Below are 16740 nucleotides of genomic sequence, written 5' to 3' on the forward strand. Positions count from 1 at the left end.
GTGGCCCCGGTCATGACCCCAATCCACCGGCACGGTATCCTGCACGACGGAATCGAGTTCAGAGGTAGTCCATGGCGGGAGCCAAGCGCGGGTGTCTGTTCGTGGTAACGCTGGTGGTGGTGCTGGGCGCCGTCGTGGCCGGCGCGGGCGCGTGGTTCTTCTACCAGCAGACCCGGTTCGCCGATGCCCCGATCACCCCGACCGCCGAGAGCGTGGTCATCGCCAGCGGCGATGGCATGAACAGCGTGCTGCGCAAGCTGCGCGAGGCCGGCGTGGACGAGGGCCAGGATACCCAGTGGCAGTTGCTGGCGCGCCAGCTCGATGCGGCCGGCAAACTGAAGGTGGGCGAGTATGCGCTCAGTGGCGATCTGACCCCGCGCGAGCTGCTGCTGCGCATGCGTGCCGGCAAGGTGCTGCAGCACCGGGTCACGATTGTCGAGGGCTGGAACATCCGCCAGTTGCGTGCCGCGCTCAAGCGCGCCGAGCCGCTGCTGCACACCACCGATACCCTGGATGACGCTGCGTTGATGCAGCGCCTCGGCTTCGGTGGCCAGCATCCGGAAGGCCGCTTCCTGCCGGAGACCTACGTTTACCAGCGCGGCGACAGTGATCTGGACGTGCTCAAGCGCGCCCACGCCGCGATGGAAAAGGCGCTGGACGAAGCCTGGGAAAGCCGCGCGCCGGACCTGCCGATCAACACGCCCTACGAGCTGCTGACGCTGGCCTCGATCATCGAGAAGGAAACCGCGCTGGCCAGCGAACGACCGCAGATCGCCGGCGTGTTCACGCGCCGCCTGAAGATCGGCATGCGCCTGCAGACCGACCCGACCGTGATCTACGGCCTCGGTGCTGCGTATGACGGCAACATCCGCCGTCGCGACCTGACCACCGATACGCCGTACAACACCTATACCCGTGCCGGCCTGACCCCGACCCCGATCGCCATGCCCAGCCGCGATGCGCTGATGGCGGCCGCACAGCCGGCACCGGGCGACGCGCTGTACTTCGTCGCCGTGGGCGATGGCAGCGGCGCGCACGTGTTCTCGCCCAGCCTGGACCAGCACAACGCCGCCGTAGCCCGCTACCTGCAGCAGCTGCGCCAGCAACGTACCCAGGAGACCCCGGCGCAATGAGTCCCGCGCTGCTTCGCCACCCGCGTTTCGTCAGCCTGGAAGGCGGCGAAGGCGCCGGCAAGACCACCGCCATCAATGCCATCCGTGACTGCCTGCGCAGCCACGGCCACGAGGTGGTGCTGACCCGCGAGCCGGGCGGTACGCCACTGGCCGAGCGCATCCGCGGCCTGGTGCTGAAGCCCGATGCCGAAATCGCCGCTGAGCCGCTCAGCGCCGAAGCCGAGCTGCTGCTGGTGTTCGCCGCACGCGCCCAGCATGTGCGCCAGGTGATCCGACCGGCGCTGCAGCGCGGTGCCTATGTGCTGAGCGATCGCTTCACCGATTCCAGCTATGCCTACCAGGGCGGTGGCCGCGGGCTTGACCCGCAGTGGATTGCCGACCTGGAGCGCCGCGCGGTCGGCCTGCTGCCAGGGCTGACCCTGCTGCTGGACGTGGATGTGGCCGTCGGCCGCGCGCGCGCCAACGGTCGTGACCTGTGGCCGGACCGCATCGAGAGCGAGCAGGACGATTTCTTCCAGCGCGTGCGCGAAGTGTTCCGCAGCCGCGCACAGCAGGACCCGCAGCGCTTCGCGCTGATCGACGCCGGCCAGGTGCAGGAACGCGTGGCCGCCGATGTGGTCGCACGTATCGAGCGTTGGCTGCAGGACGGGGAGGGCGCATGAGCACGTTTTCGCCGTGGCAGCAGCGCGCGTTCGACCAGACCGTGGCCGCGCTCGATGCGGGTCGCCTCGGTCATGGCCTGCTGATCTGCGGCCCGGCCGGGCTGGGCAAGCGCGAGGTGGCGCTGGCGCTGGCCGACCACGTGCTGGCGCAGGGTGATGCAACGCACGCCACGCGTACGCGCCAGCTGATCGCCGCCGGCACCCATCCGGACCTGCAGCTGGTCAGCTTCATTCCGAACAAGAGCGGCGACAAGCTGCGTACCGAGATCGTCATCGAGCAGGTGCGCGAGATCACCGACAAGCTCGCGCTGACCCCGCAGTACGGCGTGGCGCAGGTGGTGATCGTCGATCCGGCCGATGCGATCAACCGTTCGGCCGCCAATGCGCTGCTGAAAACCCTGGAAGAGCCGCAGCCCGGACGCTACCTGTGGCTGATCAGCAGCGACCCGGCACGCCTGCCGCAGACCATCCGCAGCCGTTGCCAGCGCCTGGAATTCAAGCTGCCGCCGCAGCACGAAGCATTGGCCTGGCTGCAGCAGCAGGGCCACAGCGAAGCATCGGCGCGCGAAGCGCTGGAGGCCGCCCGCGGCCATCCCGGGCAGGCCGACAACTGGCTGCGCGAAGACGGCCTGAGCCTGCGCCGCGAAGTCGGTCGAGATCTGGAACAGCTGGCCGCCGGCAAGACCGGCGCGGTGGAGCTGGCGCAGAAGTGGTGTGGTGATGACAACGCGGCGCTGCGCCTGCGCTTCGCTGCCGACCTGGCGCTGGCCCAGGCCAGCACCGATGCCTTGACCGCGCCGGAGCGATTGCACAAGCTTGCAGCCTGGTTCGATGCGGCCAACCGCACCCGCGACCTGCTGCGCACCACGGTGCGTGCAGACCTTGCGGTGGTCGAGTTGCTGCTGGCCTGGAACAAGGTGAACGAGCGGCCTGCCGCAAGGGGAAATCGATGAGTGCCAGCAACGCCCGCCAGGGCATCCTGTCCCTGGCTGTGAAGGACAAAGCCGCGCTGTACAGCGCGTACATGCCGTTCGTGAAGAATGGCGGCATCTTCGTGCCCACACCCAAGCGCTATTTCCTGGGCGACGAGGTGTTCCTGCTGCTGACCCTGCCCGATTCCAGCGAGCGCCTGCCGGTGGCCGGCAAGGTGATCTGGGTGACCCCGGCCGGCGCGCAGGGCAACCGTACCGCCGGCATCGGCGTGCAGCTGGCCGACGGTGCCGAAGGCGAGGGCGTACGCCACAAGATCGAGACCCTGCTGGCCGGCCTGACCGGCTCGGACAAGCCGACCCATACGATGTGAGGGGCGCCGGGCCATGCCCGACGGCGACCTCGAAACACCCGTGAACACGAATGTGAAAAACTGTTGACGGCCTCTGAAAAGCCCCTATAATGAGCGGCTCAGCAACACACCGGGCGGTTAGCTCAGCGGTAGAGCATTGCCTTCACACGGCAAGGGTCACAGGTTCGATCCCTGTACCGCCCACCATTTAAATTCAGTGTGTTGCAGAAGAAGCCGGCTTATGCCGGTTTTTTCGTAACTGCAAGGTAGTAGCGGAACGGCCATAGGATCGGCGGCGGTTGCGCAATTGTAGTCCTGTGGTTAAGACTTAGCCTGAGCCTGGCAGGGGGAGCCGGATGAGCGAACGCTGGAAAAGGAATGTTCTGCGAGCGGTCATCGCCTTGGCCGTCATAGCTTGTGTGCTCGTGATCCTTCGGGTGTCCATTTTCCTCGTAGACACGTATTGGCCGAAAGAAAAGCCATTGAGCTTCGAGCAAGCTTTTCAGCTGGGTCAGTTCATCGTCGTTACGTTAGGCTTGACCTCCTTGCTCTTGATGTGGAAGCAGAGCAAAGACACTGCGCGATGGAACAAGCTTCACTCGTACCATCAGTTCTTCGCAGACTGTCCAAGCTCTGAGAGACGAGCCAATATGTTTGCTGTGATGGAGAGAATTCAGGCATCGAGTCATTTGAGCGAAGGCACTGCAATTCTCGCCGAGCACGTGCAAGCCATTGTGCTGTCTCCCTCGGACAGCCAAGTCATCGCCTTGTATCTGGACGATTTCGAGCAACTGTGCGGAGCCGTCAATTGCGGTGTGATTGATGCCGCCTATGTGAAGGCTTTGGAAAAGTCAAGAATTAACAGAATTTACACAGTTTTTAAGCCACTCTTGGCGCATCATCAGCAACGCAACAGTACTCTCTATCTTGAATTTGAGAGATTGGCCGATAAGTGGATTGAAGAAGATCGCGTAGAAGCCGAGCGTGAGGAGCAGCGTGCAAAAAGGGCCAAGCACGCTGGTGGTGTAAAGAATCTGGCCCCCCACACCTGATAAGCCCACTGGAGAATCCTATGAACCATGTCAAGAGCGAGCGCGCGAGCATCTAAAGACGCTGCTGCCCTAGTTGTGTAGAGAAGGCCCCGTCTATTGTTGACGGGGCCTTTTTAGTTGTGAGGTGATCATCCTGCTGTGCGCCTCCAGTGGATTAGCTCGCCGAGCTTCATGTGGTCCAACCCCACCTGTTACACGTCCCAACAGACGCTGCGGTCGTTGTTGGGTTTCCGGTGCCTCAGCCCTCTGGGTGGGTGCCAGCTGTTGCCGACTACTCTCCTGCTTGGCATCCCGGTTACTACACGCGCGGTGATGCCTTCGTCGCGTCCGTCGAATTGTCAAGGATCTCTTTCCTGCCGGTGCACGCGGGAAACGGCTGCTCAAGGATCAGCAAGCAATTCAAGGGTTGGATTGGGCGAGGAAGTCAGCATGGGCTTCCCTCTGGGCTTCGTTCTGTGCCTCGTACACAGCATGCTGCTCTCGCAGTTGGCTCTCCGCGCTCCATTTCCCGTAAGGCTTTGCGGGTATTTTCGTTTCCATTCTGAGCGCTCCGGCTATGTCAGCCGCCTTCACCCCGATCTCCGTGTACCTTTCCTGGCGCGCTGCCATGTAATCCGTTCCTTCGAAGTCCCCCATCTCTTGCACATGAGCGAGATACGTTTCGGCATCCCGAAGGAGCAGCTGTATCGAGTGAACTGAATACATGAGCGTCGACGAGATTGATCGCCACTCCACTCCCAAATCGTCAATCTGAAAGTGAGGAACTTCAGTCTGAGGATAGAAGTAGTCTTCGCCACTGGCATGCCTTCCCGCCGCCTGTCCCAATGCCGTTCCGTTGTCTCTCGACGCGGCGTAGCACTCAGAGATGAATCTCTCTAGACGGACAAGCACCAGCACGCCGAGGTGCGATGCGTCTTTCTTCCTGACGGCGGAAGATTTCCTTTGTTCAGAAAAGTAAGTGGTGATCCACACCACCAGGGCGCCTAGCACCGCAGCAAATATTTCGGACATGCGTTTTCCCTTCATAGTCCTGTGGGGAAGAGCATGAGGCCTAGGCGCTCAACCAGCAACAAGACTCAGGTCCAGCTGGCCAGACTCGGCGAGATTCAGGGGCTACGGAGGTAGCGGTATGAGCCGAATCTCAGAAGTCGGTCTCGGCCAAGCCGCCTTTTCCTTCAGTCGCCCAGTGATGCGTCAGATTACGGGCTACTCGAAGCACCGCAAGGAAAGTGCGGAATGCACTCACGATGGAAACTAGGTCTCTGCCTATCTGAGGTGCTTCTTCGCCATCAAAGCGGCTCTCCTCAAGTAACGTTCGATTGACGTACCAGCTGCTAAGGGCGGACAGTAAATCAGCCGCTCCCTCTGTGCCGAACGCATCTAGGTCGTCAGCGAAGCGCGTGAGCATTGGGAGGGGATCTACTGGCATTTGCTTGGCGGCCCAGGTTCGCGCTTGCACCGGATCTGCTTGCGACACAGGAGCAGCAAGCCCATCAGCAATACGTCGGATCTCCCCGCCGAGAATATAGAGCTCGTGGTCGAGTACGATGGCTCGTGCTAACGCCCTGTCGCGTTCGGCTTTGGTTCGAACGTGGCGGTCTTCCTGGCGCATACGGCGTGCTTCCTCCACTGCCGTGCTGCTTGTACGCATAGCGACAACCACCGCCCAAAGTGTAGCGCCCGCAGCAATTGCCGCGACCACTACGGCAGCCCAGTCCGCAACGTTACCCCAATCAATTGAAAGCGGACACATCGCCATCGCGCCTTCCCCTTGTCCATGTTGGAGTCGATTCTGCCATGGGGAGCCGCCGCGTGCCCTCAGTGGAAGGGCTATTCGTCCGCGTCCTCCTCCGTAGGTGGATGGCAGACCTTGGATTCATCGGTTGGCGTCGCCCCAGCTTGGAGAGCATCGCGCTAAGGGCATGCGTGGACGATACGCTGAGGTCTTTGCCCGTCTCCATGCGCGCGGCCAGGATGCAGACCTGGCGTAGCAGCAGGCGGTGCGGGGCGTTGAGCCAGGGCATGTTTGTGGCGCACTCTTTCCAGACCCTGGCCCGGGCGGCGGTCATTCCTTTGTAGGGCGTGCCGATAGAGTCGGGATTGGCCGGCTCGGAACGGTTCTTGTACAGGCCTGAAATTTGAATTCTGTGGAAGCGCGAAGAAGAGGGGGGCGTGTCGAGGGGGACGTTCTCCAACTTTCGACCTCCACCCTCCCGTCGCGTGGTCACGACGCTGAGGACGCTGCCCGCGCTGGCGCCGCCCACGCTGCCGGTATTGCCAGGGCCACCGCCGGCTTGCCCCGACCTTTACTCGGTGTCCGTTCCTTCAGCAGCTGGATCGACACGGACTCGTGCATGTAGATGGTGCACATCTGTAAGCCACCCTCGTAGGCATCACGCGGCCTCAGCCATGCTCCTCCAGCAGCTCGCGCGCCATCATCGCCGTGGCATCCAGCAGGTCGTGGCCGCTGCCGGCCTGCACCACCACCGCCAGCAGGCTACGGCCCACCTCGGCATTGCCGCCGGTCAGCTCCATCTCGCCTTCAAAGCACAGATCGGCCAACCATTCGTGGGCCTGCTGCAGCCCGCGCTTGCGGACGCGGCGGAACTCCGCGAGCAGCTTCGCTTGGCCGGCCTCCGGCTCGCCCTCGGCCAGTAGGCCGATGGCACCGCCGTGCGCCGCGCGCCAGATCGCCGGTAGCGGGCGACCGTTCGCGTCCACCACTTCCGGCGAGAACTGCGCGCAGTACATTTCGTAGCGCTTGCCCGCTGTGCTGCAGGGCACGATGCCGGCCTCGGCCAGCAGGCGTTCGGCTTCATCCAGTGTGCTGAACTTCAGGCGCAGCAGTGCAGGGCGGCTCAGCTGTTGTGCCAGCGCGTGCTGGTTGGCGGCGAACCAGACGTTCCAGCCCACGGTTGCGCGGCCTTCCAGTGCGGCCTTGAAGTACTCCAGGTGTTCGGCGTCCATTGCGGTCTCCTGCGCTCCCTGCGCGATTGTAGCGGGAGCGTATCCGGGCCGGTCAGGCGTCGCCGCTGGAGAGGCAATGATGTGCCTCGCGCACCAGTTGTCGTGCGGCCACGATCAGTCCGTCGATATGGAAGGCGCCCAACTGTTCGTCCGGGCCGCCTTCGTTGCGCGCATGGTCGGCGGCCTGCAGCAGATCGAGCAACGCGCCGAGCCCAGATAGCGAGCGGCGCAACGAAGCGTGATTGCTGGCGCCGAGGGTGAGGCTGATGCACGGCTGTCCGTCATCACCGTCGGCATGGTTGATCGCATTGAGACGGGCGAAGAACGTGGCCGACTGCGCCGGAAGGTTCTGTTCGTTCAGGGCGCACTCGATCTCGCGTGCGAGGTCTTCCGGCACATCGGCCGCGACGTCGCCGATCAGGGTGTGCAGGCGGGGATGGACGGCGGTGCGGTTGGTCATGGCGAAACCCTCACTGGCGTAGGGCCACCTTCCGGAGTGAAGGTGGCGGACGGTGCGGGTTGGCGTGCCAAGGCAAACGAACTCCCATCGAGAAGAAGGCCTGGCGGATCTGTCGATCCCCACGCACCGGCCGCCATGGAGGCAATCGATACATTCTCTCTGCTGCGGCGCAAACCGCAGCGATGGGTGTTCATTCGTTTATTCGAGACGCCAATCCCGGCCAAGGCGTCTTGCCTCGGCGCGGCGATCATCTGGCCGGGCAATCACATCGGTCTGTAAGGAAAGTTATCAACCGTCCCTAGGCAGGCCAGACATTTCCCGTTGTGTGCCGTCCGACACCTGCGAGTAGTGCGGCCCATCACTGATGGCGCACATCGCCGCCCCTGCCAACCGTGCACGAGATGACTCCAGAGCGACGCCGCCACGGCAATCGCGTCACCCCGCGCGGCTGAGGCGGGACCATGCCACGCATGGAGCCAGAGGGTTCCATCCCTGCGCTGTCCCGCCGCCCCGGGCAGGCGTAGTCTCAGCCCGTTGCCGTGCCCATCCACTCTGGAGTGCCACCATGCCGCTCGCCCGCATCGATCTTCGCAAAGGTAAATCCGCCGACTACCTGCAACGCGTCGGCGAAACCATCTACCAGGCCATGCGCGCGGTGGGCGTGCCGGAAAACGATCGCTTCCAGATCTTCCAGGAACACGCGCCCGGCACGCTGATCTACGACCCCGGTTACCTGGGCGTGGATCGCACCGACGACTTCATCTGTATCCAGATCACCTGGAACGAAGGGCGCACGCTGGAGCAGAAGAAGGCGTTGTACCTGGGCATTGCCGATGGCCTGCATGCGGCGGTGGGCATCCGCCGCGAGGATGTGTTCATCAATCTGGTGGAAGTGAAGAAGGAGAACTGGTCGTTCGGGAACGGTCAGGCGCAGTACGTGAGTTGATGCGGGAACGGTGTCTGCGCCTGATGCGGCTGGGTCAGGCCATGCGCGGCGACGCCTGCTGTTGTGCCTGTTGCTCGTCCTGCGCCAGCCGGCTTGCGTCGCGGGATTGCTGCTGCACGTTGGCCTGCTGATACAGCGTATCCGCGTCGCCCTGCTGCGTATCGAGCAGGGACAGGCGCTGGCGATTGGCGGCAGGGTCCGGCGAGGCGGTGTCGCCGCTGCGATGCAGGAATACGTAGCCGGGTGCCTCGGCGGTGCTGTTTGAACTGAATGCCACCTGCAGCGTGTCCTTTTCGCTGAAGCCGGCCTGCACTGCCGCGTGGGTCAGATGGCCGGCCAGTCGTTCATGCTCCTGTCCGGGGGGCAGTCCCTGCTGTTCGCTGGCCTGGTCGAGTGCGGTACGCACTTTCTGGTCCAAGGCATGAAGGCTATGCCCCGGTGCGCGCGCGTCCGCGGCCAGGCGCTCGCCGATGCGACCATCGACATTATCGACTTCGCTGAGCAGGTGCTGCTTCAGGGTGCGCTCGGGCAGGGGATGAGTGATGGTGCGGTTGAGTTCGCTGTTGGGGAAAGGGGGCTCAATGCTGTCCACGCCATGGATGTTGCGCAGCGGACGATAGCCGTCCTTGCCCTGTGACTGGATGCCCAGCGGAATGCGGACATCGGGCAGCAACTGGCCGACGGGGCCGCCGATGCTGTTCACGTCCAGGCTGTGCTTGCGCTGGATGCCGGCATGATTCAATGCGTCCCAGGTGAAGTCCACGCAGTTGTGACGCACGTCGGCATAGTGCTTGCTGAAGCCGTGCGCCACTGGATCGTCGCCGAACGCTCTGAGCTTGTTGTACTGGGCTTCGGTGATTTCCAGAGAGCGCGTGTAATGCGGGTTCTTGTAGGTCTTTGCATCGCTGTCCACGATGTCGCCCGGTCCGTTCACGCTGCCGTGCTCGATCGGTGCAAAGCCGTAGCTCGCCGGATCTTTTCCCGGTGCTCGCAGGACGTAGAACATGTGCCCCGGCCCGGATGTCTGCGGGGAACCATCCGGATTACGCAGCGGCTGCTGCGTTACCGGGTCGAGAAGCGGTGTTCCCGGCGCCGCAATGACGATATCGACGATGTAGCGTGGCTTGTCCATGTGCGTGTGATCCTCCTGGAAGGTGTACGAAGGCGCTGCGCTACTTGGCGAGCGGACGCGATTCGTGAATCAGTATCCTGGCGCTTGCGCCACGAAGCGGTGCGATGTCTTCAACCGTGCTGATCTGGACCCGATAGCGGCTATGCGCCTGCAACGGCAGCAACGCGACATGCAATCGGTATGCGCCATCGCTGCCCCGTTGGGTCTGGGCATAGTTCAGTCCCGCATCGCGGTGCCAGTCTGGCAGTGGCTGGCCAGATTGCGACTGTGCGATCTGGTAGGCGTCGGGGCTTGCCAGCGACTGCCACGTGCCGCCGGACCATTGCTGAAGTCCAACGCGTAAAGGAATGTGCAGGTCGCGCGGAGAAGCAGCATCTGGCGATGGGGAAACATGCTGTAGATCCAGCTCCACCGCATAGGTACGGTAGCTGGCAAAATTGCGCGCCGTGGTTTCGAACTCGAACTGCACCTGCTGGCCCGGCGTGTCCACGGCGATGGGCTGTGAGAGTTCCAGCGGCTCTGGCGGTGGGGGCGGCCCCTTGTCGGCGCAGGCGGCGAGCAGCGCGGCCAGGCCGAGCAGGCTGATGCGCAGCCGTTGTGTGATGCGGGTGGTCATGCGGATCCCTCTGGCTCCTTGCCGTGGCCATCTGAACCCTAACGTTGGCGAGGCGGGGCCTGCAAGCGTAGGTACCGCGGTGCGGTGCATTCACATGTCGCCGCTGGAGGCGAGCCCCTGCGTCACCGTGTCGCAGGGGGCAAACCCTGAACGGGGTCCAAGGTTGGCCATGGCCCCGTAGAATGGCGGCGTGCGCCGTTCTGCTCTCCACCGCCGGTTCCAGGCCCTGGCATGGCTTGCCATGCTGCTGGTGCTGCTCGCCCCGCTGGTGAGCCGCTGGCTGGCGCACGGTCACGTGGCTGCCGCTGCGCCGGTGGCGGCCATGGACCATGCGATGCACGCAGAGCATGCACAGCACGCGATGGAAGGGCACCACGACCATCACGCGATGGCGATGCCGCACGGCGGGGCCACGAAGAAGCCGCCCGCCGACCCACACGCCGATCATGAGATGGGCGTGGACTGCGATTACTGCCTGATCGCTGCACGTCTGATCACCCTGCTGGTGGCGGCCGTGCTGCTGTTGGCGCCGATGGCACCGGTGTGCCGCGCACTGCGCGGCGCGGTGCGGGCGTTGCCGCAACGGATCAGCGGCACATTGGGCGCGCGTGGACCGCCGGCACTGATGGCTGCCTGAGCCGCACGCGCGCTGCATTGAACGTTCTTCCATGAGGTTGCCGGCTACGGCCGGTGCCCGCACGCGCGTGTCTGTCCCTTTCTGATTGCTGCCCTGCCATTGCGGGGTGGCCTTGCATGCCGTGAAAAAATGAAAACGAACCCCAACCCCGCGTGCCTGCGCCGGGCGACGCTGCCTGTCCTGTGCGCGCTGCTCCTGCATGCTGCGCCCCTGCTTGCCGCCGACGCGGCACCCCCGACCACGCTGGATACCGTGCGGGTGGTCGACACCCGCAGCGGCGAGCTGTCCTCCACTGCCAGCGCAGGCTCTGCATTGGGCCTGAGCGTGCTGCAGACACCGGCCAGCCTGACGGTCATTTCGCGCGAGCAGCTGGAGCAGCGCGGCGACAGTAACCTCAACGATGCGATCAGCCGGGCGGGTGCGATCAGTGCCATGCCGCATCCGGGCAATGGCCTGAGTGCGCTGTCCAGCCGCGGCTTCACCGACGGTGCCTCGGTGATGCGGCTGTACGATGGGCTGCGCCAGTACGGCGGCGTGGGCATCACGTTCCCGTTCGATACCTGGTCGATCGAGCGCATCGAAGTGCTGCGCGGCCCGGCCTCGGTGATCCATGGCGACGGTGCGATCGGCGGCGTGATCAACATCGTGCCGAAGAAGCCCTCGCGTGGTGCCATCGAAAATGAGATCAGCGTGACCGTGGGCAGCGAGGACACCGCGCGCCTGGGTTTCGGCAGTGGTGGCGCGCTGACGCCCGAGCTGGCCTACCGGCTGGATCTGAGTGGCAACTACAGCGGTGGCTGGGTTGATCGTGGGCGCAACAATGACGCGACGTTCTCCGGTGCATTGCTGTGGCAGCCGCGTGCGGACCTGCAGCTGACGCTCACCCATGCGCAGGGCTACCAGCAACCGATGCGCTCCTTCGGCACGCCGCTGGTCGAGGGCCGCCAGCTGGAGGCGCTGCGCCACCGCAACTACAACGTGGACGACAGCGAGATCCGCTTCCGCGACCGCTGGACCCAGCTCGATGCGCTGTGGACGCCGAACGCGAACGTGGAATGGCGCACGCGCGTCTACCAGATCGACAGCCAGCGCGATTGGCGCAATGCCGAGGCCTATGTGTACAACCGCGGTACCGGTTTGATCGATCGCTCGGGCAATACCGAGATCACCCACAATCAGGACCAGACCGGGCTGACCTCGACGCTGCGCGTGCAGGGCCATGTGGGCGGTTGGGCGAACGGCTTCGCGGTGGGCCTGGATGCCAACCGCGCGCACTTCAAGCACACCAACAACACCTATGCCGGCAGCTCGGGCCCGGTCGATCCGTTCGATCCGGTGCCGGGCCAGTTCGCGAGCGCCGCGCCGAACCTGCCGCGCTATCGTAACCGTGCCGAGCAGTACGCGCTGTTCGTGGAGGACCGGCTGGCGCTGAGCGAGCGCTGGTCGGTGCTGGGTGGCCTGCGCCACGACCGCGCGCGCATTGATCGCACCGATTTGATCAGCGGCCAGAACGCGTTCTCGAAGACCTACAGCAGCACCGGCTGGCGTGCGGGTACGGTATTCGCGCTGCAGCCGACGCTGAGCCTGTATGCGCAGTATTCGCAGGCGGCAGACCCGGTCAGTGGCCTGCTGATGATCAGCCCGGCCAACGGTGCCTTCGACCTGGCCAAGGGGCGGCAGATCGAGGTGGGCCTGAAGCAGGCCTTCGACGGCGGCGAGTGGACGCTGGCGGCGTACCGCATCCGCAAGACCGGGCTGCTCAGCCGCGATCCGCTGGTACCGGATCGCCGGGTGCAGGTGGGCGCGCTGACCTCGCGCGGTGTTGAAGCGTCGTTGAGCTGGAACGTCGCGCCGCACTGGTCGCTCGATGCCAATGCGACGGTGCTGAAGGCCGAGTTCGAGGACTTCCTGGAATCCACGGGTTCGCCGGCGGTGCTGGTGTCGCGCGACGGCAACGTGCCGCCGAACGTGGCCGAGCGCCTGGCCAGTATGTGGTTGAGCTGGCAGTTCGCACCGGATTGGAGTGCGGCGGGGGGCGTGCGTTACGTCGGCAAGCGCTACGCCGACAACGCCAATACGCTGGAACTGCCCGGCTACAGCACCACCGACCTGGCACTGACCTGGCAGGCGGCACCGCGCACGCAGCTGTCCGCGCGGCTGTTCAACGTGTTCGACAAGGCGTACTACGCTACCGCGTACTACACCAGCACGCAGTGGCTGCTGGGTGCGGACCGGCGCGTCGAATTCACCGTCGACCATGGCTTCTGAGGACGCTGGCGATGACGTTGCGATCCACCGCCAAGCGCTGGACCTACCTGGTGCATCGCTGGCTGGGCATCGGCGGATGCCTGCTGATGCTGCTGTGGTTCGTCAGCGGCATGGTCATGCTGTTCATCGGATATCCGAAGCTGACACCTGGCGAACGGATGGCGGCGTTGCCGTTGCTGGGTGATGCCCGCGACCTGCAGGGGCTGTCGACACTGCCTGCGGCTGTGCAGGCCGAGCCGGAGGCTGTGGCGTTGACCACACTGCGTGGAGCGCCTGCCTATGTGGTGCGCAGTGGCAGCAATGTGGGCGCCTGGTCTGCCGTGACCGGCCAGGCCCTGCTGCCGGTGTCGGCACAGCGCGCTGAAGCATCCGCTGCACAGTTCGCGGGCGGGCAGGCCTTCGTGGGTGCGATGCGCGTGAACGAGGACCGTTGGACGCATTCGCGCGCGCTGGACGTGCATCGACCGCTGTATCGCGTCGAGGTGGGCGGCGCGCAGCCGGGTGACCTGTATGTGTCCTCGCGTACTGGCGAAGTGGTGCTGGACGCCCCGCATGTGCAGCAGCGCTGGAACTATGTGGGCGCTTGGCTGCACTGGTTGTACTTCCTGCGCATGCAGTCGGTGGACCCGGTGTGGACGTGGGGGGTGATCGTGCTGTCCGCGCTGTGCACGGTGGCGGCGATCAGCGGCATCGTGGTGGGCGTATGGCGCTGGCGTTTCCGTGGGCACTATCGTTCCGGTGCGAAGACGCCGTACGTCGAGCCGTGGATGCGCTGGCACCACCTGCTTGGCCTGATGGCGTCCGCCTTCGTGTTCACCTGGATCTTCAGCGGGCTGATGTCGATGAACCCATTGGGTGTCTTCAGCAGTACGGGTGAAGCGATCGATGTTGAGCACTACCGTGGCGGCGCGGTGGCGGTGGATGGTGCGCTGGGTGATCCTGCGAAGCTTCTGGCGATGGCCGAAGCTGCGCGCTTCCAGCCGGTGGAGATCCAGTGGCGACGGATCGGTGGTGAGCTGTTCGCGGTGTTGCTGGACGGGCGGGGTGATACGCGCATCGTGTCCGGCGGCAATGGGCACCTGCATGTCGCACGGTGGCTGCCGACCGCGTGGTTGCAGCAGAGGGTACGTGCGCTGTCCGCTGCACCCATGCAGGGTTTCGTGGTGCAGCATGCAGCGGATGCGTACTTCTACGCGCGTGCGCCCGAGGCCATGAATGGTGCAGCGGTACGTCGCTTCCCGGTGGCAGTGGTGGATTTCGGTGATGCCGAGGCGACACGCGTCTATCTCGATCTGGCGACCGGCGATCCGTTGCTGGCGATGGGGCATCGTGAGCGGGTGGGGCGCTGGCTGTTCTACTTCCTGCATAGCTGGGACCTGCCGGCGATGCTGCGCCAGGAAGGTGCGCGGCTGGCGGTGTTGCTGCTGCTGAGCGCTGCCGGCACCGCGTTGTGTGCCACGGCGACAGTGATCGGCTATCGGCGATTGCGGATGAAGCTGCGGCGCAGGCGGCGCTGATGCCCTGGGCTACACCCGCAGCCAACGCGTGGACATCGCCACCAGCAACAAGGCCGTGGCTACGCCGACGAACGCGGCGATCAGGCCGAAGTGGTTGGCGGCAAAACCGATCAGCGCCGGTCCGGCAAGGATGCCGGCAAAGCCCAGCGTGGAAACGGCAGTGATGGCCAGCGCGCCGGGCATGCGGGTCTGGTGGCCGGCCAGCGAGAACAGTGCGGGTGCGATGTTGGCGCAGCCGAGGCCGACCAGCACATAGCCGAGCAGTGATGCCTGCCACGGCGTGACCAGGGTCAGCACCAGCACGCCCGCGGCGGCAAGCAACGCGCCGAACACGATCGCGTGCTGGCGGCCTACGCGTGCCACCAGTGCATCACCGAACAGGCGCGCGACGGTCATGGTCAGGGTGAAGGTCACATAGCCGATGCCGGCGAGGCTGGCATCGACGCGGCGCACGTCGCTGAGAAACACCGCGCTCCAGTCGAGCATCGCACCTTCGCCGAGGAACGCGACGAACGCCAGTACGCCGATGAACAGCACGATGCCGTGTGGCAGGGCCAGCATCGGTGTGTCGTGCGGCATCCGTTCGCTGTGCCAGTACGACGCCGACAGCAGCATCACCAGCAGCATGGCGCCAACGCCGATCAGCACGGACGCCAAGGGAGGCAGGTGAGCAGACAGCAGCACGGTCATGGTGGCCGCGCCGAGGAAGCCGCCGATGCTGAAGAACGCATGGAAGCCGGACATCATCACGCGCCGTGCGTCGCGCTCGACGATGACGGCCTGTACGTTCATCGTGCAGTCCATTGCACCCACGGCGGCACCGAACGCGAACAGCACCAGGCCCAGCGTCCAGGTCGAACCGGCCAGCGCCAGGCCGGGCACGGTCAGGCAGATCAGCAGGCTGCTGGCCACCATCACCCGCCGGCAACCGAGGCGCGCGGCCAGCACGCCGGACAACGGCATCGCCAGCAGCGAACCGACACCGAGGCAGAGCAGCACCAGCCCCAGCGTGGCGTCGTTGATCCCGGTGCGTGCCTTGGCGAACGGCACCAGCGTGGCCCACAGCGCGGTGGCGAAGCCTGGAATGAAGAACGCAGCGCGGGTCGCGTGCTGTTCGGCACGCGCGCGGTTGGCAAGGGACATGAGCGGTACGGTCAGGGGGGAGTGGGGTGCACCGCGATGCCGGCGGCGCGGAAGCGTGCCGCCAATGCGGGCGGCGCGGTGGTGGTCAGCACCAGGTCGTCGATCTCGTCCAGGCTGGCGATCTGCCAGTGGCCGCGGGCACCGAGCTTTTCAGTAGTGGCGGCGACGATCACGCGGCTGCTGCACGCGACCATCGCGCGCTTCAGGGTGGCTTCTTCCGCATCCATTGCCCACACGCCGGTGTCGCCGTCCACCGCGCAGGGGCCGGGCAGGTACACGTCGGCACGCAGGCGCTGCACCTGGGCCAGTGCTTCGGCACCGACCGCGCCGCCACCACTGGCCAGGCGGCCGCCGATCAGCTGCACCGAGGTGCCATCAAGCAGGCTGGCGGCGGTGGCGATCTGTGGCGCATTGGTGATCACCGTCAGGCCGAGGGCGGCCGGCAACTGCTGGGCGATCACCAGGTTGGTTGAACCGGCATCGAGCAGTACGACCTGGCCGGGTTGCAGCAATGCGCAGACGCGGGCGGCCAGCTCGGCCTTGTCGCCGCGGTCACGGGTCAGCCGCTCGCGCAGCGGGCGTTCCTTGGGCGGCGGCAGCACGGCGCCGCCGTAGACACGCTGGCACAGGCCCTGTGCGGCCAGTTCGCGCAGGTCGCGGCGGATCGAATCTTCGGAGACGGCATAGCGGCGCGCCAGCTCGGCGGCGACCACGCGGCCCTGCTGGCGCAGTTCCTCCAGGATCTGCCGGGTGCGCTGGGCGGGGAGAGGGCTGGGATCGGAGCTCATGCTGCAAGTCTGCACGTTCGTGCATCAACGTGCAATAACGTGCATTTGACCGGTGTGGACACAGGTCAACTGGACTGCCGGTGAATTGGCCGCGGCCGTGTCTGTGGATCGCCCCCGCGGCCCGGCATCATGGCGTG

Annotated in this window: 17 protein-coding genes and 1 tRNA gene; 10 read left to right on the forward strand and 8 right to left on the reverse strand. The window is 65.1% G+C overall.

What is annotated here, in order from left to right; genetic code table 11:
• Positions 1-71: 71 nt before the first annotated feature.
• The 6 genes from mltG to BLS66_RS17145 all read left to right on the forward strand — a co-directional run bounded on the left by mltG (position 72) and on the right by BLS66_RS17145 (position 4129).
• The gene (gene mltG / locus BLS66_RS17120) at positions 72-1133 is read left to right on the forward strand and encodes an endolytic transglycosylase MltG (protein ID WP_074726389.1); all 1062 of its coding nucleotides are present in this window, start codon (positions 72-74) and stop codon (positions 1131-1133) included.
• The gene (tmk, locus tag BLS66_RS17125) at positions 1130-1795 is read left to right on the forward strand and encodes a dTMP kinase (protein ID WP_049469126.1); all 666 of its coding nucleotides are present in this window, start codon (positions 1130-1132) and stop codon (positions 1793-1795) included. Before mltG ends, tmk begins: the two co-directional genes overlap by 4 nt.
• Complete coding sequence (locus tag BLS66_RS17130) at positions 1792-2748, forward strand: DNA polymerase III subunit delta' (protein ID WP_074726390.1); 957 nt, start codon at positions 1792-1794, stop codon at positions 2746-2748. Before tmk ends, BLS66_RS17130 begins: the two co-directional genes overlap by 4 nt.
• Positions 2745-3098, forward strand: coding sequence for a PilZ domain-containing protein (locus BLS66_RS17135; protein ID WP_005412452.1), 354 nt, complete (start codon positions 2745-2747; stop codon positions 3096-3098). Before BLS66_RS17130 ends, BLS66_RS17135 begins: the two co-directional genes overlap by 4 nt.
• Before the next feature lie 111 nt (positions 3099-3209).
• A tRNA-Val gene (locus BLS66_RS17140) sits at positions 3210-3284 on the forward strand.
• A gap of 149 nt (positions 3285-3433) precedes the next feature.
• Positions 3434-4129 (forward strand): DUF4760 domain-containing protein, encoded by a 696-nt coding sequence (locus tag BLS66_RS17145; protein WP_074726391.1) that lies wholly within the window; start codon positions 3434-3436, stop codon positions 4127-4129.
• A 399-nt stretch (positions 4130-4528) separates the two neighbouring features.
• On the opposite strand, the gene BLS66_RS17150 is transcribed toward BLS66_RS17145, so the two are convergent.
• The 4 genes from BLS66_RS17150 to BLS66_RS17165 form a co-directional block, all read right to left on the reverse strand.
• Positions 4529-5140 carry a hypothetical protein gene (locus tag BLS66_RS17150; protein WP_074726392.1) on the reverse strand — a complete coding sequence of 204 codons (612 nt, stop codon included), beginning with the start codon at positions 5138-5140 and terminating at the stop codon, positions 4529-4531.
• Positions 5141-5270: 130 nt separating this feature from the next.
• The gene (locus tag BLS66_RS20640; protein WP_143025188.1) at positions 5271-5888 is read right to left on the reverse strand and encodes a hypothetical protein; all 618 of its coding nucleotides are present in this window, start codon (positions 5886-5888) and stop codon (positions 5271-5273) included.
• Positions 5889-6532: 644 nt separating this feature from the next.
• Positions 6533-7096, reverse strand: coding sequence for a hypothetical protein (locus BLS66_RS17160; protein ID WP_074726393.1), 564 nt, complete (start codon positions 7094-7096; stop codon positions 6533-6535).
• A gap of 52 nt (positions 7097-7148) precedes the next feature.
• Complete coding sequence (locus BLS66_RS17165; RefSeq protein ID WP_074726394.1) at positions 7149-7556, reverse strand: hypothetical protein; 408 nt, start codon at positions 7554-7556, stop codon at positions 7149-7151.
• 565 nt (positions 7557-8121) lie between these two features.
• On the opposite strand from BLS66_RS17165, the gene BLS66_RS17170 reads away from it, so the two are divergent.
• On the forward strand, positions 8122-8502 hold the full coding sequence (locus BLS66_RS17170) for a tautomerase family protein (protein ID WP_074726395.1): 381 nt from the start codon (positions 8122-8124) through the stop codon (positions 8500-8502).
• A gap of 34 nt (positions 8503-8536) precedes the next feature.
• On the opposite strand, the gene BLS66_RS17175 is transcribed toward BLS66_RS17170, so the two are convergent.
• Positions 8537-9634, reverse strand: coding sequence for an XVIPCD domain-containing protein (locus tag BLS66_RS17175; RefSeq protein WP_074726396.1), 1098 nt, complete (start codon positions 9632-9634; stop codon positions 8537-8539).
• Positions 9635-9674: 40 nt separating this feature from the next.
• A complete protein-coding gene (locus BLS66_RS17180; protein WP_074726397.1) occupies positions 9675-10250 on the reverse strand; it encodes a hypothetical protein in 576 nt (191 codons plus the stop codon).
• A gap of 241 nt (positions 10251-10491) precedes the next feature.
• Here BLS66_RS17180 and BLS66_RS17185 point away from each other — a divergent pair, with 241 nt between their 5' ends.
• The 3 genes from BLS66_RS17185 (at position 10492) to BLS66_RS17195 (ending at position 14672) form a co-directional block, all read left to right on the forward strand.
• Entirely contained in the window at positions 10492-10887 is a 396-nt protein-coding gene (locus tag BLS66_RS17185; protein ID WP_057495159.1) for a DUF2946 family protein, read from the forward strand.
• Positions 10888-11016: 129 nt separating this feature from the next.
• A complete protein-coding gene (locus BLS66_RS17190; RefSeq protein ID WP_074726398.1) occupies positions 11017-13155 on the forward strand; it encodes a TonB-dependent receptor in 2139 nt (712 codons plus the stop codon).
• Positions 13156-13166: 11 nt separating this feature from the next.
• Positions 13167-14672: a PepSY domain-containing protein gene (locus BLS66_RS17195; protein WP_074726399.1), complete on the forward strand. Its 1506-nt coding sequence runs from the start codon at positions 13167-13169 to the stop codon at positions 14670-14672.
• Between the two features lie 9 nt (positions 14673-14681).
• On the opposite strand, the gene BLS66_RS17200 is transcribed toward BLS66_RS17195, so the two are convergent.
• Together BLS66_RS17200 and BLS66_RS17205 are read right to left on the reverse strand one after the other, a co-directional pair.
• Positions 14682-15815 carry an MFS transporter gene (locus BLS66_RS17200; RefSeq protein ID WP_074726400.1) on the reverse strand — a complete coding sequence of 378 codons (1134 nt, stop codon included), beginning with the start codon at positions 15813-15815 and terminating at the stop codon, positions 14682-14684.
• Positions 15816-15826: 11 nt separating this feature from the next.
• Positions 15827-16603 (reverse strand): DeoR/GlpR family DNA-binding transcription regulator, encoded by a 777-nt coding sequence (locus BLS66_RS17205; RefSeq protein WP_049469246.1) that lies wholly within the window; start codon positions 16601-16603, stop codon positions 15827-15829.
• Positions 16604-16740 lie beyond the last annotated feature (137 nt).

Source organism: Stenotrophomonas pavanii (genome assembly GCF_900101175.1).
GTDB classification, from domain to species: Bacteria; Pseudomonadota; Gammaproteobacteria; order Xanthomonadales; family Xanthomonadaceae; genus Stenotrophomonas; species Stenotrophomonas pavanii.